The sequence below is a fragment of the Bacillus licheniformis DSM 13 = ATCC 14580 genome (assembly GCF_000011645.1).
Classification (GTDB): Bacteria; Bacillota; Bacilli; order Bacillales; family Bacillaceae; genus Bacillus; species Bacillus licheniformis.
In genome coordinates, this window is the sequence record NC_006270.3 from 1,209,493 (window position 1) to 1,228,615 (window position 19,123).

The 19,123-nt window shown below is 48.1% G+C and carries 22 protein-coding genes; 14 read left to right on the forward strand and 8 right to left on the reverse strand.

Annotated features, from left to right (window positions below):
* Positions 1–9: 9 nt before the first annotated feature.
* Positions 10–132, reverse strand: coding sequence for a hypothetical protein (locus TRNA_RS43565; protein ID WP_003180532.1), 123 nt, complete (start codon positions 130–132; stop codon positions 10–12).
* Positions 133–286: 154 nt separating this feature from the next.
* Between TRNA_RS43565 and TRNA_RS27455 the strand changes: the two genes are divergently transcribed.
* A complete protein-coding gene (locus TRNA_RS27455; RefSeq protein WP_011197754.1) occupies positions 287–493 on the forward strand; it encodes a spore germination protein in 207 nt (68 codons plus the stop codon).
* Between the two features lie 304 nt (positions 494–797).
* Here TRNA_RS27455 and TRNA_RS27460 read toward each other — a convergent pair whose 3' ends face one another.
* Positions 798–1,658, reverse strand: a complete 861-nt coding sequence (locus TRNA_RS27460; protein WP_011197755.1) for a DegV family protein — start codon at positions 1,656–1,658, stop codon at positions 798–800.
* Between the two features lie 163 nt (positions 1,659–1,821).
* Here TRNA_RS27460 and TRNA_RS27465 point away from each other — a divergent pair, with 163 nt between their 5' ends.
* Together TRNA_RS27465 and TRNA_RS27470 are read left to right on the forward strand one after the other, a co-directional pair.
* A complete protein-coding gene (locus TRNA_RS27465; RefSeq protein WP_003180539.1) occupies positions 1,822–2,664 on the forward strand; it encodes a YitT family protein in 843 nt (280 codons plus the stop codon).
* Between the two features lie 15 nt (positions 2,665–2,679).
* Positions 2,680–3,132, forward strand: coding sequence for a BsuPI-related putative proteinase inhibitor (locus TRNA_RS27470; RefSeq protein ID WP_003180542.1), 453 nt, complete (start codon positions 2,680–2,682; stop codon positions 3,130–3,132).
* A gap of 99 nt (positions 3,133–3,231) precedes the next feature.
* On the opposite strand, the gene guaC is transcribed toward TRNA_RS27470, so the two are convergent.
* The 4 genes from guaC to TRNA_RS27485 form a co-directional block, all read right to left on the reverse strand.
* Positions 3,232–4,212 carry a GMP reductase gene (guaC, locus tag TRNA_RS27475; protein ID WP_003180544.1) on the reverse strand — a complete coding sequence of 327 codons (981 nt, stop codon included), beginning with the start codon at positions 4,210–4,212 and terminating at the stop codon, positions 3,232–3,234.
* A 178-nt stretch (positions 4,213–4,390) separates the two neighbouring features.
* Positions 4,391–4,579 (reverse strand): DUF3813 domain-containing protein, encoded by a 189-nt coding sequence (locus TRNA_RS27480; RefSeq protein WP_011197756.1) that lies wholly within the window; start codon positions 4,577–4,579, stop codon positions 4,391–4,393.
* The gene (locus tag TRNA_RS43835; RefSeq protein ID WP_003180548.1) at positions 4,580–4,720 is read right to left on the reverse strand and encodes a hypothetical protein; all 141 of its coding nucleotides are present in this window, start codon (positions 4,718–4,720) and stop codon (positions 4,580–4,582) included.
* A gap of 97 nt (positions 4,721–4,817) precedes the next feature.
* Positions 4,818–5,630 carry a Cof-type HAD-IIB family hydrolase gene (locus tag TRNA_RS27485; RefSeq protein ID WP_003180550.1) on the reverse strand — a complete coding sequence of 271 codons (813 nt, stop codon included), beginning with the start codon at positions 5,628–5,630 and terminating at the stop codon, positions 4,818–4,820.
* Positions 5,631–5,752: 122 nt separating this feature from the next.
* Between TRNA_RS27485 and TRNA_RS27490 the strand changes: the two genes are divergently transcribed.
* From TRNA_RS27490 to argF, 9 genes are all read left to right on the forward strand, one after another.
* Positions 5,753–6,520 carry a prolyl oligopeptidase family serine peptidase gene (locus tag TRNA_RS27490; RefSeq protein WP_009328859.1) on the forward strand — a complete coding sequence of 256 codons (768 nt, stop codon included), beginning with the start codon at positions 5,753–5,755 and terminating at the stop codon, positions 6,518–6,520.
* Positions 6,521–6,582: 62 nt separating this feature from the next.
* Positions 6,583–6,891: a metal-sulfur cluster assembly factor gene (locus tag TRNA_RS27495; protein WP_003180552.1), complete on the forward strand. Its 309-nt coding sequence runs from the start codon at positions 6,583–6,585 to the stop codon at positions 6,889–6,891.
* Between the two features lie 341 nt (positions 6,892–7,232).
* Positions 7,233–8,270 carry an N-acetyl-gamma-glutamyl-phosphate reductase gene (gene argC / locus TRNA_RS27505; RefSeq protein WP_009328857.1) on the forward strand — a complete coding sequence of 346 codons (1,038 nt, stop codon included), beginning with the start codon at positions 7,233–7,235 and terminating at the stop codon, positions 8,268–8,270.
* A 19-nt stretch (positions 8,271–8,289) separates the two neighbouring features.
* Positions 8,290–9,510, forward strand: a complete 1,221-nt coding sequence (gene argJ / locus TRNA_RS27510; protein WP_011197757.1) for a bifunctional ornithine acetyltransferase/N-acetylglutamate synthase — start codon at positions 8,290–8,292, stop codon at positions 9,508–9,510.
* A gap of 14 nt (positions 9,511–9,524) precedes the next feature.
* Positions 9,525–10,301 (forward strand): acetylglutamate kinase, encoded by a 777-nt coding sequence (argB, locus tag TRNA_RS27515; protein ID WP_003180560.1) that lies wholly within the window; start codon positions 9,525–9,527, stop codon positions 10,299–10,301.
* Positions 10,298–11,455 carry an acetylornithine transaminase gene (locus TRNA_RS27520; RefSeq protein WP_003180562.1) on the forward strand — a complete coding sequence of 386 codons (1,158 nt, stop codon included), beginning with the start codon at positions 10,298–10,300 and terminating at the stop codon, positions 11,453–11,455. Before argB ends, TRNA_RS27520 begins: the two co-directional genes overlap by 4 nt.
* A gap of 67 nt (positions 11,456–11,522) precedes the next feature.
* The gene (locus TRNA_RS27525; protein WP_003180564.1) at positions 11,523–12,587 is read left to right on the forward strand and encodes a carbamoyl phosphate synthase small subunit; all 1,065 of its coding nucleotides are present in this window, start codon (positions 11,523–11,525) and stop codon (positions 12,585–12,587) included.
* Positions 12,580–15,669, forward strand: a complete 3,090-nt coding sequence (locus tag TRNA_RS27530) for a carbamoyl phosphate synthase large subunit (protein ID WP_009328853.1) — start codon at positions 12,580–12,582, stop codon at positions 15,667–15,669. Before TRNA_RS27525 ends, TRNA_RS27530 begins: the two co-directional genes overlap by 8 nt.
* A complete protein-coding gene (gene argF / locus TRNA_RS27535) occupies positions 15,657–16,607 on the forward strand; it encodes an ornithine carbamoyltransferase (protein WP_009328852.1) in 951 nt (316 codons plus the stop codon). Before TRNA_RS27530 ends, argF begins: the two co-directional genes overlap by 13 nt.
* 33 nt (positions 16,608–16,640) lie before the next feature.
* Here argF and TRNA_RS27540 read toward each other — a convergent pair whose 3' ends face one another.
* Positions 16,641–17,453, reverse strand: coding sequence for an undecaprenyl-diphosphate phosphatase (locus TRNA_RS27540; protein WP_003180571.1), 813 nt, complete (start codon positions 17,451–17,453; stop codon positions 16,641–16,643).
* Between the two features lie 181 nt (positions 17,454–17,634).
* Here TRNA_RS27540 and TRNA_RS27545 point away from each other — a divergent pair, with 181 nt between their 5' ends.
* On the forward strand, positions 17,635–17,814 hold the full coding sequence (locus tag TRNA_RS27545; RefSeq protein WP_003180573.1) for a YjzC family protein: 180 nt from the start codon (positions 17,635–17,637) through the stop codon (positions 17,812–17,814).
* Between the two features lie 70 nt (positions 17,815–17,884).
* Here the strand turns inward: TRNA_RS27545 and TRNA_RS27550 are convergent, their stop codons facing one another.
* On the reverse strand, positions 17,885–18,079 hold the full coding sequence (locus TRNA_RS27550) for a YjzD family protein (RefSeq protein ID WP_009328851.1): 195 nt from the start codon (positions 18,077–18,079) through the stop codon (positions 17,885–17,887).
* A 231-nt stretch (positions 18,080–18,310) separates the two neighbouring features.
* Between TRNA_RS27550 and TRNA_RS27555 the strand changes: the two genes are divergently transcribed.
* Positions 18,311–19,045, forward strand: a complete 735-nt coding sequence (locus TRNA_RS27555) for a hypothetical protein (RefSeq protein ID WP_011197758.1) — start codon at positions 18,311–18,313, stop codon at positions 19,043–19,045.
* The last annotated feature ends 78 nt before the right edge of the window (positions 19,046–19,123 follow it).

Below are 19,123 nucleotides of genomic sequence, written 5' to 3' on the forward strand. Positions count from 1 at the left end.
GCCGGTTTCTTACAGGTGATGAGGCTTCTTTGATTCCTGGTGTTTACCGGCTTGTCTGTTCTTTTCGGCGAGCCGGTTTTTCTGCTGGTTGACGGCGTTATTGTCAACCGGCTTTTTATCATCATCTTTCATGAGGAAGCACCTCCCGTCAAAATGTCGCTCTTAGCTTGCTCACTGCCGGCGAAACTATGTACTCTCCCAATTGCGATGTTTTTTGCCGGGAAGTTTATGCCACCTTGTTCCGTCAGCATACACATATCATAAGACCCAAAAAAGGAGACTTGGTATGAAACATTGCTGCTCAGTTTACATTCATCGCGTTTCGGCAGGAGGGGTCGTCAACTTCGGCGGTGCGTACAAAATTTGTCCGATCACAATGGAAAAAGTGGTCGAGGGATCTGGAGGCCCGGATGTCGCGACAGCTGCTGCCGGCTTTCTTGATGGAGCGCTTGCGCCGGCCGTTGAGGAAGGGACAGTCACCGAAGACAGCTGACGCTGAGGCCTGCTTTTAAAAAGCAGGCCTCAGCGTGTCGACAAACCCTCGCATTCGTTGTCAGGCCTGCTAAGTCGGTGCTCACGAATAGGAGAAGGATCGGCGGCTAATCGCCCAGGCGTCCTGCCTGAACGCCGCCGTCGTCACTTCCTGTGAAAGTCCGCTCCGATGCTCGGCCTTCCTAGACTGAAAGGGTTTTGGGTCACGCTGAAAGAAGGATGACAAAATCCCAAAACTAAGAGCCGTTTTGGGATTTTGTCAACAATCTAAGGCCTGCTTTTATAAAGCAGGCCTCTGTTTTATCTTATCTTTTGTCTTTCCCCGGAAAAAAGACCGCCAATGTTCCGGGTCCGGCGTGGGCGCCGACCGCTGAACCGATCATGTTGACGACGATCTCCTCCGGCTGGAATTCGGCTTCGATCATCCGTTTGACTTCTTCGGCCGTCTCTTCGTCATCTCCGTGGCTGATGCCGACCGTCTGTCCGCTCAAATCGACGCTTCTTTCCTTCATTAATTCGATCATCCGTCTGAGCAGCTTCTTTTTGCCCCGGATTTTTTCAAGGGGGACAAGCTTGCCGTCATCAACATGCAAAAGCGGTTTAATATTCAACAGCCCGCCGACAAATGCCGATGCTTTGCTGATTCTTCCGCCTCTTGCCAAATAAGTCAAGTCATCAACGGTAAAAATATGTTCAAGATGTTCGCAAAAGTCCTTTACAGACGACTCGATTTCTTGTATTGTATTGCCGTTAGTTGCGAGTTTGAGGGCGTGCTTGACAGCAAGCCCATAGCCTAATGAAGCGCATTTTGAGTCGATGATCCGCAGGTCGAAATCAGGGAACTCCTCCTTGACTTCGTTTGCCGCCATCACAGCCGTCTGGTATGTTCCGGACAGCTCTGAGGAAAAGGCGATATAGAGAGCGGGTTTATTTTCGTTGGCCAGCTCGCTGAATGCGTTCTTGAACAGCATCAGAGACGGCTGGGACGTTTTCGGCGCTTTGCCTTCGCGCATCGCTTCATAAACGTCCAGAGGCTGAATCGTCAGAAGATCATCGTATTCTTTTTCATCAAGCAGCACCCTTAACGGAATAAATGAGATGCGATGTTCATCATAAAAAGATTTCGGCAAATCTGCCGCGCTGTCTGCTAAAAGGTGAACGTTCATTTGAACCCCTTCTTTCTAAAAAATGGTTGAAAAGGACACTAAGCTGTCCTTCGGCATACTTCGTTTTTTAGGTCAACTATATCATATATTTTTACATTGACGTTTTCAAAATATTGTTTTAAGGGTAAACCAAATATATACGAAAGTAGCGGAGGAACTAAATATGGTCATAGCGGAAGCAAAAAAATTGTTCATTGTCATCATCGGCGCCTTGTTAAATGCCATCGGATTGAATCTGTTTCTGATTCCCGCCGATGTTTACGCCAGCGGCTTTACGGGGGTGGCGCAGCTTTTATCGAGCGCGCTTGACCAGTACAGCCCGATTTATTTTTCAACGGGGACGCTATTGTTTATTTTAAACATTCCCGTCGGGATTCTAGGGTGGCTCAAGGTCGGGCGCTCATTTACGGTCTACAGCATTTTGAGCGTGGCCTTGACGACGGTCTTTTTGGGGATGCTCCCTGAGGCGAGCCTGTCAAACGACATTTTGCTGAATGCCGTGTTCGGCGGGGTGATCGCCGCGGTCGGGATCGGCCTGACCCTTAAATACGGGGCTTCAACGGGCGGTTTGGATATTATTGCGATGATCCTGGCAAAGTGGAAAGACAAACCGGTCGGCACCTATTTCTTTATTTTAAACGGTGCGATTATTTTAACAGCAGGATTATTGAACGGATGGGAGAAAGCATTATATACGCTCGTTACACTATATGTGACAACCAGGGTGATTGATGCCATCCACACCCGCCACGCCAAGCTCACCGTTATGATTGTCACAAAGAAAGCGGAGGAGATCAAAGAAGCCATTTACGGGAGGATGGTCCGCGGAATTACAACCGTTCCGGCGAAAGGCGCCTTTACGAATGAACAGAAAGAAATGATGATCATTGTCATCACAAGGTATGAATTGTACGACTTGGAAAAAATCATTAATGAAGTTGATCCAAAAGCTTTCACAAACGTCGTACAGACAACACAGGTTTTAGGGTTTTTCCGCAAAGATTAATGAAAGGGTGAATGAATGCGGCTGATTTCCATGATTGTGATGCTGCTGTTTGTCAGTGGATGCGGGCAAAACGGGGATCAAGTCCCCGATAAGGAGGTATCAGGGGAAGTGGATAACGGGAGTGTGACATTGACGGTTGAACCCGTCCAGAAGCAGGGAGAAATCGAATTTCGGATGTCGGTTGTAAACCATACGGATGATGCGGCAGAGTTTGAATTCAGCAGCGGACAGAAATTTGAGCTGATCGTCAGCGACAAAGAAGGGAATGAAAGATACCGCTACTCGAAAGGAAAAATGTTTACACAGGCTTTCCAGACGATGACGCTCAATCCGAAAGAGTCCTACGATTTTACTGATGTATGGAAAGAGGTGCCTGAACCCGGCACATACGAAGTAAACGTGACATTTTTGGGGAGATCGGAACAGTTTGCAACTTTGAGGGCCGGCAAAACGTTTGAAGTGAAATAACCATCAAAAAAGGCATCCCGGGAAAGGATGCCTCTTTTGTATTCTGTCAGGAAGGATCGGCGGCTGAATGAACACCGCCACGGTCACAGGATGTGACCGTTAATATTGATCCCCATTGAAAATAGAATTTTTAACGATGACATAGTCTACGTTGCGGATCGCATCGAGCTTGTTTCCTCCCGCATAAGAAATGGACGACTGCAGATCCTGTTCCATTTCTGTCAGCGTATCCATGATCGCGCCTTTATGCTCCACGTACATTTTTTTGCCTTCGACATTTTTCTTTTCGCCTTTTTGGTACTCAGAAGCTGAACCAAAATATTCTTTGTAGAGCTTGCCGTCTTTTTCGATCGTTGCTCCAGGCGATTCTTCGTGTCCGGCAAACAGCGAACCGATCATGACCATTGTCGCCCCGAATCTGACCGATTTGGCGATGTCTCCGTGGGTGCGGATGCCGCCGTCAGCAATGATCGGCTTGCTTGCCGCTTTTGCGCACCAGCGCAGCGCAGCCAGCTGCCATCCGCCCGTTCCAAAACCGGTTTTGATTTTTGTAATGCAGACTTTTCCGGGACCGATGCCGACTTTTGTAGCGTCGGCTCCGGCGTTTTCAAGCTCTCTAACAGCTTCAGGCGTTCCGACATTTCCTGCGATCACAAAGCTGTCCGGAAGATGTTTTTTAATGTGCTGAATCATATTGATGACGGCGTTTGAGTGACCGTGGGCGATATCGATCGTGATGTACTCGGGTGTGAGATTCTCTCTCGTCAGCTCTTCGATAAACGCGTATTCTTCATCTTTGACTCCGACGCTGATTGAAGAAAACAAACCGCGTGCCTTCATGTCTTTAATAAAATCGATCCGTGTTTCCGGCTCAAAGCGGTGCATCACATAAAAGTAACCGTTTTCCGCTAATGAAACAGCCAGCTTTTCATCTATAATGGTCTGCATATTGGCCGGCACGACAGGCAGTTTAAATGTCCTTCCGCCAAACTGCACGGATGTATCACATTCAGAACGGCTCTTGACGATGCACTTTGCAGGAATTAGTTGAATATCTTCGTAATCAAATACATTTTCCAATATAAAAACCCCCAAAAAAACGAATATTTATTAATAAGTTATTTAAAATGTTCGCCTTTTATAATGTACTTCCTTTTGTTCCCGATGTCAAATTTTTATGCTTTGAGAGCGGAAAAATAAAAAAGGAGCCGTGCCGATGGCACAGACTCCTCTCCGGCTGTCAAAAGCCGGTGCGGTATTATGATAGTTGATCTAGCTGCTCCTGAAGATTGTGAAGCTGTCGCCGTTCGGCATCAGTTGAATTGGCATACGCCGAGGAAAGGGCGTTTTTAGCTCTTGCAACGGCTTTCGCCTTTTCGCCTGAATCCGCCGAAGCTTCAGCTGCATGTACGGCTGCTTTGGCCATTTGAAACAGTTCGTTTCTCATTTACAGCCCTCCGCATTCCGTCGGGCCGCTCTTCTGTTCAGCCTCTTCTAATGTGGAGCGGTAAGGGAACCTGGCGGCATGCTGTTTAAGCGAGTCTTTGCCTTGCTGAATAAACCGTTTTGATTTGCTGCGTTTACCCATCTTGAATTCCCCCTTAACACAAGTGACGGTCCGGTGCGGCCGTCTTCTCATAGTATGGCCGTTTTGAAAAGCCGTTTATGAATGGCAAATTATAAAATTATAAAGCGAAGTAATCCTTTAAAAAGACTGCGATTCCGTCTTCCTCATTCGATTTCGTGACCTTGTTTGCAACGCTTTTTACCCCTTCGATGCCGTTGCCCATCGCTACTCCGCAGCCTGCGAACTCAAGCATTTCAAGGTCGTTGTCTTCATCGCCGAAGGCAATGACCCGCTCAGGCGGGATTCCGTAGTAGTCCGTGATTTTCTCTAAGCCGACCGCTTTATTGATGCCGCTTTTAATCAGTTCGATTACATGCCACGGGGCCGCCCATCTTCTATGGTCGACCATCTCTGCGTGTACGTCTGACAGATAGGAGCGGATCGCCGGAACATCCTCTTCTTTTGCGTGAATCAATACGCTTGTCACATCCTGGCCGAGGTTTGTTCTTAAATCTCCGACTGTAATATTCGGGCTGCCCATCGTAAAGACATCAATCAGCTTTTCGTCATGATAATGAAAATAAACATCATCGACAATTTCAGCAAGGATATTATGTACGTTGTACGTTTCGCTGACTTCAATGATCTGTTTGACCACCTCGAGATCAAGAGATGTATGGAAGCGTCCCCAGCTTTCATCTTTAGGGTGATGGACAAACGCGCCGTTGAAATTGACGATCGGCGTATCGAGCTGGAGCTGATCATAATACATGGAGCTTGCTCTGAACGGTCTTCCCGTAGAAATGCACACGTAATGTCCATCTTCCCGCAGCTTGCGGATGACTTCGCTGGAGCTTTCCGAGATGGTCTTGTCGTCTTTTAATAATGTACCGTCTAAGTCCAATGCAATTAAATATGGTTTTGTCTCCATAAATGCTCCTTTAATGTGAATTTGAAAGTTCTGACTTACCTATAGTGTATCTTTTTACCTTCTTTATTGTCTACATGTTAAACTTATGATGATGGACATCCTAAAAGGAGGAAGAAACAGTCGTGATCATAATCGAAAAGCAGCATATTTCAAACATTCCTCTTTTGCATATTGTAAAAGAGGAGAAAAAAGAGAAAGCTCTTCCTCTTGTTTTCTTCATACATGGTTTTACAAGCGCAAAAGAGCATAACCTTCACTTCGCATACCTGCTTGCCGAAAAAGGAATGCGCGTGATTCTGCCCGAGGCTCTCTATCACGGGGAAAGGAATGAACAGCTCACCCAGGAAGAGCTCGCCCCGAGATTTTGGGAGATCGTCACGAATGAAATCAAAGAGCTGGAAGTGCTGAAAAACCACTTTGAACGGGAAAACATGATTGAAAAGGGCCGCATCGGCGCCGCCGGAACATCGATGGGCGGCATTGTCACGCTCGGCGCTTTGACTCAATACGAATGGATTACAACTGCCGTCAGTTTAATGGGCAGTCCCGCCTATGTAGAATTTTTTGATCAGCAGCTCGCATTTATGCGTGAAAAGAAAATTGAACTTCCTATCACAGAAGAACAAATCGATCAGCAGCGCGAAGAACTGAAGCGTTTTGACTTGAGTCTGCAGCCGGACAAATTGAACATGAGGCCGCTTTTATTTTGGCACGGCAAACAGGACGGCACCGTTCCATTTGCTTTAACGCGCCGCTTCTATGAATCGATTATTCCACTGTATGAAGCTCGGCCTGATTTGCTGCATTTTATCGAAGATGAGCGGGCCGGACATAAAGTATCGAGGGAAGGCCTTTTGAAAACAGTCGAATGGTTTGACGCGCACTTGTAAGCACTATCGTTTTAGAAAATGAACGAAGTGCGTTATACTGATGAAAAAAGGAGTGAGGAAGAGTGGATGAAGCATTAAAAGAAAACATCATGGGCGCCCTTGAACAGGTCGTTGACCCTGAATTGGGCGTCGATATCGTCAATCTCGGCCTTGTATACGACGTAGATATGGATGAGAACGGCAAAACAGACGTGACCATGACTTTGACTTCAATGGGCTGTCCGCTGGCGCCGATCATCGTAGATGAAGTCAAAAAAGCGCTCGCAGATATTCCGGAAGTCAAGGAAGTTGACGTTCATATCGTCTGGAATCCGCCTTGGACAAGGGACAAAATGTCGCGATATGCGAAAATCGCACTTGGTATACAATAAACGTTTCCAGAGCCTGTTCAACCGTTGACAGGCTCTTTCTCTTCCATATAAAGGGAATGATCCCGGCAGATGGCCTCTCCCGTTATTAATGAAAAAGAACGCTTTTACAAGCGTTCTTTTTTTATTGCAATAACTGCTGCCGGCACATTCTCCGGTTTGAAAAGCGGGGAACCCGGGAAGGTAAGAACGGAGCACGACCGAGCCGAAGAAAAGGACCGCCGGCGGGAGGAAAGAACCAATATGAAAGGTGATTGAAAAAATATTAAATATACAATTGAATTAATTTTTATTCATGTTATAATGTTAAATAATTTCACAAAGACCAAGAAGGTGAACTCGTTTTGAAAATAGGTATTATAGGTGCTACTGGCTATGGAGGGGCAGAAATCATGAGGATTATGAGGACTCACCCTTATGCAGATGAATGCATATTGTATTCATCGAGTGATGAGGGAGCCCGCTATGACGCCGCATACCCGCACCTTGTGAAACTGACAGATCAACACCTGCAACCGATCGAGGTTAAGAGGATTGCGAATGAAATCGATTTTTTATTTATGGCAGCGCCTCCGGGGATATCCAGCCGGCTGACGCCACAGTTTGATGCATATGACATACCCATCATTGATCTGTCCGGCGATCTCAGGATACAGAACCCAAGCGTCTATGAAAAGTGGTATAAAAGGGAAGCCGCGCCTGAACACGTGCTTCAAAAAGCGGTATACGGACTGTCTGAGCTGAATCGGGAAGACATTAAAACGGCGCAGTATATAGCCAATCCAGGATGTTTTCCGACAGCGGTTCTTCTCGGCTTGGCGCCGCTCGTCAAAAGCGGCAGCATCAACGAATCTTTTGTCATCATCGATGCAAAAACAGGGGTATCGGGGGCAGGCAGAAAGCCGTCGATGGGCACTCATTTTTCAGAGGTCAATGACAATTTTAAAATATACAAGGTAAACGAACACCAGCACACGCCTGAAATCGAGCAGACTGTCAAACAGTGGAACTCCGCATTTAAACCGATCACATTCAGCACGCATTTAGTTCCAATGACAAGAGGCATTATGGCGACCATCTACACAGAGCTGAAAGACAGCATGGATGCCGAACAGCTGCAGCTTATTTTTTCTAAATTTTATAAAGATTCATACTTTGTCAGAGTGAGAGAAACGGGTTCGTTCCCTGCCACAAAAGAGGTGTACGGCAGCAATTTTTGCGATATCGGCGTTACCGTCGATGAACGGACGAACAGAGTGACAATCGTGTCAGTGATCGATAACTTGATGAAGGGAGCCGCGGGTCAAGCGGTTCAAAACTTCAACATTATGAACGGCTTGAGCGAAACCGCCGGGCTTGAATTTACGCCAATTTATCCATAAGACGGGAGAGAACAAACTTATGATTCAGGTGAGTCAAGACAGCATAAAAAAAACAGACGGAAGCGTCGCTTCGCCTAAGGGCTATCTTGCAAAAGGGGTCCACTGCGGCCTCCGCTATTCAAAAAAGGATCTTGGGATCATCATCAGCTCAAGACCGGCGGTGAGCGCCGCCGTTTATACCCAAAGCCACTTTCAGGCTGCGCCGATCAAGGTGACGCAGGAAAGCCTCAAAAAAAGCGCGCATCTCCAAGCCGTCATCGTCAACAGCGCCAATGCCAACGCATGCACGGGAGAGCAGGGCTTAAAAGATGCTTATGAAATGCGCCGTCAAAGCGCTGATATGCTCGGGATCGAGCCGGATCTGGTGGCCGTGTCCTCAACCGGCGTCATCGGCGAATACCTCAATATGGAAAACATCACAAAAGGCATCAGCCTTCTCGCCGAGACAGAGCCTGCCGAAGGCGATTTCGAAGAAGCGATCTTAACGACGGACACCGTGATCAAACAAACGTGCTATGAACTGATGATCGGCGGCCAAAAAGTGACGATCGGCGGAGCGGCCAAGGGGTCGGGAATGATCCACCCGAATATGGCGACGATGCTCGGCTTTGTCACAACAGATGCATGCATCGAAGAAAGCGCGCTGCAAAGGGCTTTAAGGGAAATCACGGACGTTTCGTTCAACCAGATAACGGTCGACGGCGATACATCGACGAACGATATGGTGCTCGTCATGGCGAACGGATGCGCCGGAAATGAGCGCCTCCATGAAGAACACGAAGATTGGCCGGTTTTCAAAAAAGGCCTGCAGCTTGTCTGCACAGACCTCGCCAAACAAATCGCAAGAGACGGGGAAGGGGCGACAAAGCTGATCGAGGTTGAAGTGAACGGCGCGAAAAGCAATCTTGAAGCGCAAATCATCGCCAAAAAAATCGTCGGCTCAAACCTTGTAAAAACCGCGGTTTACGGAACGGATGCGAACTGGGGCAGAATCGTTGTCGCAATCGGGGACAGCATGGCTGCTGTGACACCGGAGAAGGTGGAAATCCGCCTGGGCGGCCAATGCCTATTTAAAAACAACGAACCCCAGCCGTTTTCGGAAGAGCTGGCCAAAACATATTTAGAAAACAGCGAAGTGAAAATCGAGGTTTTCATGCAGGAAGGTGAAGGAAAGGGTACGGCTTGGGGCTGCGATTTAACTTATGAATACGTCAAAATCAATGCGAGCTATCGTACGTAAAAAAGGGGATCACAATGGGTAAAACAATCGTTTTTAAATGCGGCGGAAGCGTCATCCGCGAACTCTCGGACGAATTTTTTCAAAACCTGAAAGATCTGACTGAAAGCGGCTGGAAAATCGCGCTCGTGCACGGGGGTGGACCCGATATTACAAAGATGCTGAAGAAGCTCAATATTCGAACCGAATTCGTCAACGGACAGCGCAAGACGACAAAAGCGGTTCTTGAAGTCGCTGAAATGGTCCTGTCCGGTTCGATCAACAAATTTTTCGTTGCTGAGCTGACAAAGCACGGGCTTCCGGCTGTCGGCGTATCGGGAAAAGACGGGGGACTGCTCCTTGCAGACTATTTAAATGAAAAGGAATACGGTCAAGTCGGGCGCATTAAAAAAGTAAACGGCCAAATGGCCGAAGCGCTCATGGAAAAAGGATTTATTCCGGTTATCGCACCCCTCTCGATGACGGATGGCTGTGAGACCTTGAATGTGAACGCCGATTTGGCGGCGTCGGCTGTTGCGGCAGCCTTGCGCGCTGACAAATTGATGTTTGTGACAGATGTCAAAGGAATTATGAAAAACGAAGAAATGCTGAAAGAGCTGACGCCCGAAGACATCGAAAGCCTGATTGCTGAAGGCGTGATCTCGGGAGGCATGATACCAAAAGTGCATTCCGCAAAAGAGGCTCTTACAGATGAAGTGGAAGAAGTAATGATCGTAAGCGGGAAAGGATCTTTCCTGACGAAAGACGATTTCATCGGCACGAAAATCATCAAACAAAAGGAGGCCGTATCGTGAGTCACTTATTTCAAACGTACAGCCGCTGGAATATCAATATTAAAAAAGCGAAAGGCACGATCGTCCAGGATGAGAAGGGGAACGCCTATCTCGATTTCGTCCAGGGAATCGCGGTCTGCAATCTCGGGCATTGCCCCGATTCAGTAACGGCTGCTCTCAAAAAACAGCTTGACGATGTCTGGCATGTTTCCAATTTGTTTCAAAATGAGCTTCAAGAAAAGGTTGCACAGCTCCTTGCCAAAAACAGTGCAGGCGATCTCGTCTTCTTTTGCAACAGCGGGGCGGAAGCGAATGAAGGGGCGGTGAAGCTTGCGCGAAAACATACGAAAAAAACAAAAATCGTAACCTTTCAGCAATCGTTCCACGGGCGCACGTATGCGGGAATGGCTGCAACCGGACAGGAAAAGATCAAGCACGGATTCGGACCGATGCTTGAAGGATTCCATTACCTCCCTTACAACGAGCCGAAAGCATTTGCCGAATTGCAGGACGAAAAAGATATCGCGGCGGTCATGCTGGAGCCGATTCAAGGCGAAGGCGGCGTCATCCCGGCGAGCAGAGAATTTCTGCAGAGCGTTCAAGACTTTTGCCGAGATAAGCAGGCTCTCCTTATCATTGATGAAGTTCAAACCGGAATCGGCCGCACCGGTAAAGCATTCGGATATGAACACGAAGGGCTGTCACCCGATATCGTCACCGTTGCGAAAGGGCTGGGCAGCGGTTTTCCGGTCGGAGCGGTCATCGGCAAAAAAGAGCTCTCAGAAGCGTTTTCGCCGGGCTCCCACGGCACGACATTCGGAGGGAACATGCTTGCGATGGCTGCGGCAAATGCCACGTTGGAGACCATTTTTGACAGAAGCTTTCTTGAAGAAGTGAGCGCCAAAGGAGCATTTTTGCATCAACAGCTGAAAGATAAGCTCCAATTTCCGCTTGTGAAAGATATCCGCGGGAAAGGGCTGATCGCCGGAATCGAGTGCAAAGAACCCGTGCAGCCGCTGATCGAAGCGCTTCAAAAAGAAGGCCTGCTCGTTCTTCCTGCGGGTCCGAACGTCATCAGGCTTCTGCCGCCGTTGACGGTTGCGAAAAGCGAAATCAAAGCGGCCGTGGAGAAGCTGAAAGATGTCATGGCAAATCATTCTGCTGTAAAGCAGTAATTTTTTTTGAAATGAAAGTATAAAAATTCATGAATATCACTATTTATTCATCAAAGGTGGGCATAAGATGGAAGGATATTTAGTTCTTGAAGATGGTACATCCTTCAGCGGAGAACTGGACGGTCTTGACGGCTGCACCGGTGAAGTCGTCTTTTTTACGGGCATGACCGGTTATCAGGAGGTTTTGACAGATCCTTCATATAAAGGCCAGATTATTGTCTTTACGTATCCGCTGATTGGCAACTATGGAATTAATGGAAGCGATGCTGAAAGCAAACAGCCTCAGGTGAGAGGGGTCGTCGTCTATGAAGCGTGCGACAGATTTTCCCACCATCAGGCGACAGAAAGCCTTCGGGAATACTTGGCGAAGTGGGATGTTCCGCTTTTGTCGCACGTGGACACAAGAGCGGTTGTTCAGCATATCAGGGCAAAAGGGACGCTGAATGCGAGGCTGACGAAACAAAAGGACGACATCCCGGCTCCGCGCCAGCTGGAAAACTATGCGGCACAGGTTTCCGGACAAAACGAAAACGGCGCTTTTGGGGAAGGCAATACGCATATTGCGCTGATCGATTTCGGCTATAAAAAGTCGATCGCTTCATCGCTAGCAAACCGGGGCTGCAAAGTGACGGTCGTTCCCTATCAAGAGATGGACGGCATTGCGAAGCTGAATCCGGACGGAATCGTCCTTTCAAACGGGCCGGGCGATCCGAAAGCGATCCTTCCATATATGGATGCACTCCGGGGTATCATTTCTTCCTATCCGACGCTCGGCATCTGCCTCGGGCACCAGCTGATCGCGCTCGCATTCGGAAGCGACACGTATAAGCTTCCGTTCGGCCACAGGGGAGCCAATCATCCGGTCATGGACAAAGAGACCGGACGCGTGTTCATGACAAGCCAAAATCACAGCTATGTCGTCGATCGGGACACCATCAGCGAAAATGAATTTTCCGTCAGGTTTCATCATGTCAACGACGGTTCAGTAGAAGGGCTGATGCATAAAACACTGCCTGTCCTATCCGTTCAGTTTCATCCGGAAGCCCATCCGGGACCGGCTGAAAGCGAATGGATATTCGGAGAATATTTGCAGAAATTGAACGAAGCAAGGAGAGAGATCGCCCATGCCTAAAGACCAAACCATCAAAAGCATTCTCGTTATCGGATCGGGGCCGATTATCATCGGGCAGGCCGCTGAATTCGACTACTCAGGAACCCAAGGCTGCATGGCGCTGAAAAGCGAAGGCTACCGGGTGATTCTCGTCAACAGCAACCCGGCGACAATCATGACCGATGAATCTTTTGCAGATGAAATCTATTTTGAGCCGTTGACAGTGGAAAGCCTCACACAAATCATCAAGCGCGAAAAACCGGATGGACTGCTCGCCAATCTGGGCGGACAGACAGCGCTGAATTTGGCTGTCGAGCTTGAAAAGGCCGGCATTCTGAAAGCGTACGGGGTGAAGCTGCTTGGAACATCTGTCGATACGATCGAAAAGGGTGAAGACAGAGAAAAGTTCCGCGCCTTGATGAAAGAGCTGAATGAACCTGTGCCGGATTCAGAAATCGTTGACAATCAGGATGATGCGCTTCGTTTTGCGCTCTCAATCGGTTTTCCGATTATCGTGCGGCCGGCCTATACACTGGGCGGAAAAGGAGGCGGCATCGCGGCGACAAAAGAGGAGTTTCTGCCTTTAATCGAAAGCGCCCTCCTCGCAAGTCCGATCCATCAATGCCTTGTCGAAAAAAGCATTGCCGGTTTTAAAGAAATCGAATACGAAGTCATGCGGGACAGTAACAATACATGCATCACCGTCTGCAATATGGAAAACATCGATCCTGTCGGCGTCCATACGGGAGATTCGATCGTTGTCGCCCCGTCGCAGACATTAACGGATGCGGATTATCAAATGCTGCGTTCTGCCAGCTTAAAAATCATTTCCGCGCTCGATGTCGTCGGCGGCTGCAACATTCAATTCGCCTTGGACCCGGAGAGCAAAAACTATTATGTCATCGAGGTCAATCCGAGAGTAAGCCGTTCATCAGCCCTCGCCTCAAAAGCAACCGGCTATCCGATCGCAAAAATGGCGGCAAAACTGGCTGTCGGCTACACGCTTGCCGAGCTGAAAAATCCGCTCACAGATTCGACCTATGCAAGCTTCGAGCCTGCGCTTGACTATGTCGTCGTCAAATTTCCGCGCTGGCCGTTCGACAAATTCAAACAAGCCGACCGCAAGCTCGGCACGAAAATGAAAGCGACAGGGGAAGTCATGGCGATTGACCGCAATCTTGAAGCGGCCCTGCAAAAAGCGGTCGCCTCCCTTGAGCTGAAAACATCAGGAACACATTTGCCCGAACTTGGCGGCGTATCTTCTGAAGTGCTGTGGAAGCTGCTTGAGACCCCTGATGACCGCCGTTTCTTTGCGGTTATGGAACTGCTGAGCAGGGGGACTTCCATCAGCGAAATACACGAGAAAACGAAAATCGATGATTATTTCCTTCATGTGTTTTCTAACATCATTCAGCTGGAAAACACGCTGATGGAGCAGGGAGACTCGTTGTCCGTCAGCCTTTTGAAAAAGGTGAAAGAAAAGGGATTTACCGACTTTACGATCGCTTCCCTCACCGGAAAGACAGAAGAAGAAGTGCGCGCGCTTCGCAAGAAAATGGGCATTGCCGCATCCTTTAAAATCGTCGATACATGCGCGGCTGAATTTGATGCGAAGACAAACTATTTTTACTCAACGTACTTCGGGAAAAGCGACGGAGACATCTCTCAAAAAACGAAAAAGCGGGCCTTGATCATCGGTTCCGGCCCGATTCGGATCGGCCAGGGGGTCGAGTTTGACTACAGCGCCGTGCACGGCGTCATGACGCTGAAAAGCCTCGGATTTGAAACGATCATGCTGAACAACAATCCGGAAACCGTCAGCACGGATTATGAAATGGCGGACCGCCTGTACTTTGAACCGATTACACCCGAGCATATTCTCAATGTCGCTGAAGCGGAAGACATCGACTTTGCGATTGTGCAATTCGGCGGCCAATCCGCCATCAATGTAGCGCAAGCGATTGAAAAAGCGGGCATCACCCTGCTTGGGACATCATCGGAAACCCTTGACATACTTGAAGACCGCGATCAATTTTATCAGCTGCTTGACGAGCTCGGCATCTCCCATGCCAAAGGAGAAACGGCTTCATCAAAAGCGGAAGCGGTGAAAAAAGCGAACGAAATCGGCTATCCTGTGTTGATCAGGCCGTCATACGTGATCGGCGGAATGGGCATGATGATCGTTCACTCAGAAGCGGAGCTCAGAGAGCTGCTGGGCGGGGCATCGCAAATGCCTTACCCGATTCTGATCGATCAATACGTATCAGGAAAAGAGTTTGAAATCGACCTTGTCAGCGATGGCGGCGATCTCTACATCCCGACTTATATCGAGCATATTGAAAAAGCGGGCGTGCATTCAGGTGACAGCTACGCGATTTTGCCGGGGCCTTCGGTTACTCCGGAGATGAAAAGCGCCGCTCGGGATGCTGCCGCAAAAATCGTCCGCAAGCTCGGATTTAAAGGCATTATGAACATTCAATTTATAGCGGATTCGGATGAGCTGCTCATCCTTGAAGTCAATCCGAGGGCGAGCCGGACGGTTCCGGTTGTCAGCAAGGTGATGGGAGTTCCGATGATCCCGCTTGCGGCGAAACTGTTAGCCGGTTCGTCACTCAAAGAACTGAAGCCCGCCGCCAAAAATTCACGCGGCGTTGCCGTGAAGTTTCCGGTCTTTTCATCGCACGCCATTCAAGATGTCGATTTGAAGCTTGGGCCGGAAATGAAATCGACCGGTGAAGGCATGTATGTCGGCTTCAATCCGGAAAGCGCCCTGAAGAAAATCTTTGCAGGAATCTGGCAAACGAAAGGCTGCATTTACATGGAAGGAGCCGGCGAGCTCCGTTCTCTCGCAGAACAGGCGGGCTTCACCGTACAGTCGGACGATTTTCCGGGCTGGATCAAACGGAAGGACAAAGCGCTGCACATCCATTTAGCCGAGTCAAAAGAGGCGAGAAAGCAGAGGATAGAAGCCGTCACTCACGGCGTGGCGGTGATGACGGAAGAAGAGACGGTGCGGGCATTTTTGACGAGCGGGCATGGAACGACTAAAGCCGTGTCGCTTAAAGATTTATATAAAAAGGAAGTGGAGACATGTCTACTGTAAACATCGGGGCGACCCGGGAGATCAATCTGTCAGGCAAGGATTTCTTAAGCCTGAAAGACTTTTCAAAAGAGGAGATCGTCTATTTGCTGAAAGAGGCAGCGGCAATGAAGCGAAATAAAATTCAAGACATCTTTAAAGGAAAAACATTGGCGATGATCTTTGAAAAATCGTCGACGAGAACGCGCGTATCGTTTGAAGCCGGAATGGCGCAGCTCGGCGGAAACGCCCTGTTTTTAAGCAGTAAAGACATGCAGCTGGGCAGAGGGGAAACGATCGCAGATACCGCGAAAGTGCTTTCGCGATATGTGGACGCGATTATGATCCGCACATTCGAACACGAAAAAGTCGAAGAGCTTGCCAAGCACGCCGAGATTCCCGTGATCAACGGATTGACCGATCTTTTTCATCCGTGTCAAGCGCTTAGTGACCTATTAACGATTCAAGAGATGAAAGGAACATTAAAAGGGCTGAAAGCCGTTTATGTTGGCGACGGAAACAATGTCGCGCATTCGCTGTTAATCGGCTGCGCGAAAGTGGGATGCGACATTACGGTGGCTTCACCCAAAGGGTATGAGCCGAATCAGGACGTGGTGAAACTGGCCGAGACATTCGCCGAAGAATCCGGTGCGGCCGTCACGATCACAAATGATCCCGTGTCAGCCGTTCAACAAGCGGATGTCATCTATTCTGATGTTTTTACAAGCATGGGACAGGAGGAGGAAGCCGAAGAACGGATGAAGATTTTTGCTCCTTACCAAGTCAACGGAACGCTTGTCTCCCATGCCAAGCCTGATTACATCTTTCTGCACTGCCTTCCTGCCCACCGGGAGGAAGAGGTCACCGCAGAGATCATTGACGGTCCGAATTCAGCGGTATTTCAGCAGGCTGAAAACCGCCTGCACGTCCAAAAAGCTTTATTAAAAGCACTGTTATCTTAAATGAAAAACAGCTGATCCATTGATCAGCTGTTTTTAGGCGAATATCAAAACGGCGATGCCGATGACAAAGCAGTAAATCGAGAAATAAACCAAGTTTCCTTTCGCCATAATATTCATGAACCAGCGCAATGAGAAGTATGTAGCTATAACAGATGCGATGAACGCGAATAAATAAGGAAGAAAAAGCTCTCCTAAACGCGGATCATGAAAAATATCGGTAATGCTTAAAATGGTTCCGCCAAGGCTGACCGGTATGTAAAGCAAAAATGAAAACCTGAGCGCGGTTTCAGATTTGAGGCCGAGCGCCATCGCAGGAACGATCGTCGCTCCCGAACGGCTGATGCCGGGAACAAGTGCAACCATTTGCGAAAAGCCGATGATCACGGCGTCTCTCAGCCTGATTTCGCCGTCGCTTTTCCGGCCGCGCAAATTTCGAATAAGAAACAATGCCAGACCCGTAATAAGCAAAGTAACCGCGGTGATCCGGACGCCGTCTTTAAAGAAAGCCGAAATCTCATCATCAAATAAAACGCCGATGACACCGGCAGGAATCGTGGCGATGATCAGATAGATGATAAACCTGAAGTCCGCTTTTCCTTTTTCATTTTTTGTTGTGACATAAGACAGCCCGTTTACCGCCAGCCTGAAAATATCGTTTTTATAAACGAGCAGTACGGCAATTAAAGAACCGGCATTCATCAAAAGCTCAAAACTGAAGCCTTCAATATTCAAGCCCAAAAAGTGCTGTGCCAGCACCAAATGGCCGCTTGACGAAACAGGGATCGGCTCTGTGAATCCCTGAAGCAACCCTAAAAGGATATACTTGATCAACACTAAAAAATCCATGATACTCCTCCGTTTCCCACAAGTTGTGATGCCCTTTTAACAGACGGAATGTACAGGCGGTTCGTTTCAATTTTCAGAACGCTTTTCTCATTAAACTACACAAAGCAAACAGATGTAAAGATAAAATCGACATGTTTTTTGAGAAATTGGGGCAATCTAATGGTAAAAGGGAGTGAAGCAAATGGGACAGCAGCGTCAATTCCGGCCGGGCCAAAAAGCGCCCAATAATGGAGTGTATGTGGAAATCGGCGAAACGGGAAGCATGGTTCAGAACCCTCAGCAAATCAAATTGAGCGCCGGCGAGTTCTTCCCTGAAACCTCCAATCATAACCGGCTCTGGACATATAAAAGAAAGCCTTAAAAAAACAGCCGTCGGTTTTCTGCCGGCTGTCTGTCTAAAGCAAAAAACCCCACTTTTAGAAGCCGGGGTTTTAATGTTGACTTGCATCCTGTTTAACAGGCATAATTTCTCCAAGAACAATAACGGCTGCGGTGATGATAAAGCCCATAATGACACTGGTTTGAAGGTCATACCCAGCACCGTTCATGGCGCCGACAATGTAGCAGGCCATCTGCGTCAAAAGAAATGTCCAGAAAAAAGCGACCACAAATCGCACGTTTCCCACCTCGTCCTTCTCATTCAATTCTAAAACTTATCATACCATATACATAGCCGGCTGGAAAAGACATTTTAGTGAACAAGACAGGGCTTTCAACTCTGCTTTCAGAAATATCAGAAAGGGTATTTCATTAAAGTTTACTTTTCATCATGAAGACTGGGACTTTTCCTTATTCGTTTGCTGCACGTACGACATAAAATAATGAGCAGATTACGGCAGGAAGGAGGCGGGCAAGTGATGAAAATAACCGAACGTTTTTTTCAAATGGATTCAGAATGGAACGTGGTTCATCTTCCGTACAAGCCGAACGGTTTTCTGGTGTTCATTTTCGGCGACCGGAACCATTTTGTCGGGGAAGATTCGAGCTTCTGGCTTCAGCATTACGGACGAAATCAGCTTCTAACGAGCCTGAGAAACAAAGGCTATACCCTGGTAAACAGCAATTTATTCGGCAGGCACTGGGGCTCCGAAAAAGCGGTTGCATACGCGAAACAGCTGATTCATTACGTGTTCAAACAAGAGATATTAAATGAAAAAATTCATCTATTGGCGGAAGGCACAGGGGCCCTCATTGCAGATGAGCTCCTTCGCTCAATCCCGAACCAAATACGTTCTACAGCGATGGTTAATCCTTGCCTCGATCTTCAGGCTCATCATAAACGAGAAAAAGAAAACAAGTTTTTCTACAAACAGTTTATTAAAGAAATTGCCGAAAGCTACGGAATTACGGAGCGGGAGGCAGCCGATTATCCGTTCAAAAGCATATCCCCTTATCACAATCTCGTACCCGTTCATATTTGGCAAAGACTGAACGGGTCACCGTATCCGTATATGATCCATGCCAAAACGTTTGAGGAGCGCCAGCTTAAAGGCCGTCACAGCGTGGGGCTTACCCTGCACCTGTCCGAACATCCTCAGCGCATTCATTCAGCAATCGCGAACTTTTTCAAAACGCATGAAAAAGTCTTATAGAGAATAGAATAATAGCAGCCCGAAAATGATGAAAAGGGCTGTTTTTTGCTTGGTTAAAAAAGCTGAAACGAAAGGTGG

Coding starts and splice junctions, on each gene's coding strand:
- TRNA_RS43565 (WP_003180532.1), bottom strand. CDS start 132: ATGAAAGATGATGATAAAAAGCCGGTTGACAATAACGCCGTCAACCAG.
- TRNA_RS27455 (WP_011197754.1), top strand. CDS start 287: ATGAAACATTGCTGCTCAGTTTACATTCATCGCGTTTCGGCAGGAGGG.
- TRNA_RS27460 (WP_011197755.1), bottom strand. CDS start 1,658: ATGAACGTTCACCTTTTAGCAGACAGCGCGGCAGATTTGCCGAAATCT.
- TRNA_RS27465 (WP_003180539.1), top strand. CDS start 1,822: ATGGTCATAGCGGAAGCAAAAAAATTGTTCATTGTCATCATCGGCGCC.
- TRNA_RS27470 (WP_003180542.1), top strand. CDS start 2,680: ATGCGGCTGATTTCCATGATTGTGATGCTGCTGTTTGTCAGTGGATGC.
- TRNA_RS27480 (WP_011197756.1), bottom strand. CDS start 4,579: ATGAGAAACGAACTGTTTCAAATGGCCAAAGCAGCCGTACATGCAGCT.
- TRNA_RS43835 (WP_003180548.1), bottom strand. CDS start 4,720: ATGGGTAAACGCAGCAAATCAAAACGGTTTATTCAGCAAGGCAAAGAC.
- TRNA_RS27485 (WP_003180550.1), bottom strand. CDS start 5,630: ATGGAGACAAAACCATATTTAATTGCATTGGACTTAGACGGTACATTA.
- argJ (WP_011197757.1), top strand. CDS start 8,290: ATGATTCAGGTGAGTCAAGACAGCATAAAAAAAACAGACGGAAGCGTC.
- argB (WP_003180560.1), top strand. CDS start 9,525: ATGGGTAAAACAATCGTTTTTAAATGCGGCGGAAGCGTCATCCGCGAA.
- TRNA_RS27525 (WP_003180564.1), top strand. CDS start 11,523: ATGGAAGGATATTTAGTTCTTGAAGATGGTACATCCTTCAGCGGAGAA.
- TRNA_RS27530 (WP_009328853.1), top strand. CDS start 12,580: ATGCCTAAAGACCAAACCATCAAAAGCATTCTCGTTATCGGATCGGGG.
- argF (WP_009328852.1), top strand. CDS start 15,657: ATGTCTACTGTAAACATCGGGGCGACCCGGGAGATCAATCTGTCAGGC.
- TRNA_RS27540 (WP_003180571.1), bottom strand. CDS start 17,453: ATGGATTTTTTAGTGTTGATCAAGTATATCCTTTTAGGGTTGCTTCAG.
- TRNA_RS27545 (WP_003180573.1), top strand. CDS start 17,635: ATGGGACAGCAGCGTCAATTCCGGCCGGGCCAAAAAGCGCCCAATAAT.
- TRNA_RS27555 (WP_011197758.1), top strand. CDS start 18,311: ATGAAAATAACCGAACGTTTTTTTCAAATGGATTCAGAATGGAACGTG.